The sequence below is a fragment of the Methylobacterium soli genome (genome assembly GCF_008806385.1).
Taxonomy (GTDB): domain Bacteria; phylum Pseudomonadota; class Alphaproteobacteria; order Rhizobiales; family Beijerinckiaceae; genus Methylobacterium; species Methylobacterium soli.
Genome location: NZ_VZZK01000033.1, coordinates 1 through 727, shown reverse-complemented (window position 1 = coordinate 727; position 727 = coordinate 1). Strand labels below are relative to the sequence as shown.

1 protein-coding gene is annotated in these 727 nt (G+C 74.7%); it reads right to left on the bottom strand.

Annotated elements, in window-relative coordinates; translation table 11 throughout:
• Positions 1–727 (bottom strand): IS110 family RNA-guided transposase (locus F6X53_RS24390; protein ID WP_151003299.1); only part of this gene is annotated, 727 nt, incomplete at both ends.

Genomic DNA, 727 nt, shown 5'->3' with positions numbered 1-727 from the left:
GGGGTTGTGACGCGTGGCCACCAGAGCGCCCATGAACAGGGCCGAGCGCACACTGGCCCGTCCGCCGGCGATGAAGCTCTTGCCGCGCCATTGGCCGGACTGGCGCGTGAAAGGAGCGAGGCCGGTGAGCGCCGCGATCTGGCGGCGGTCGAGGATGCCGAGCTCGGGCATCTCGGCCAGCAGGGTGCGGGCGATGGTGGGTCCGACGCCCGGCACGCAGACGAGGAGGTCCTCTTTCGCGCGCCAGGCGGGCGAGCCGCGCACCGCCCCGTCGATGTCGGCGTCCACGCTGGCCAGTTCCTTCTCCAGCGCCTTGACCAAGCGCCGGATGCTGGTCTGAACGCGCGCCGGCGCGCGCGTCTCGCGCTGGCGCTCGGCCCCGATCATCGCCACGATCTGGCGGCGGCGGGCGACGAGGTCGGCCAGGAACTGGGTCTCGGCATCCGGCAGCGGGCGGATCGCCGGACGGGTCGCCTGGGCAAAGCGGGCGATCACGGCCGCGTCGATCGGGTCGGTCTTGGCGCGTTGCCCCAGCGCCTGAGCGAAAGCCCGCACCTGCGCCGGGTTGACGACCACGACGGGCAAGCCGGCCGCCGCCAGCCCGGCCGCCACCACGGTCTCGAAGCCGCCGGTGGCCTCCAGCGCCACGAGGCCCGGCGCTAAGGGCACGAGCCGCGCGCACAGGTCCGCGAGGCCCGCCCCGTCCCGGGCAACCGCGAAGGCGTCC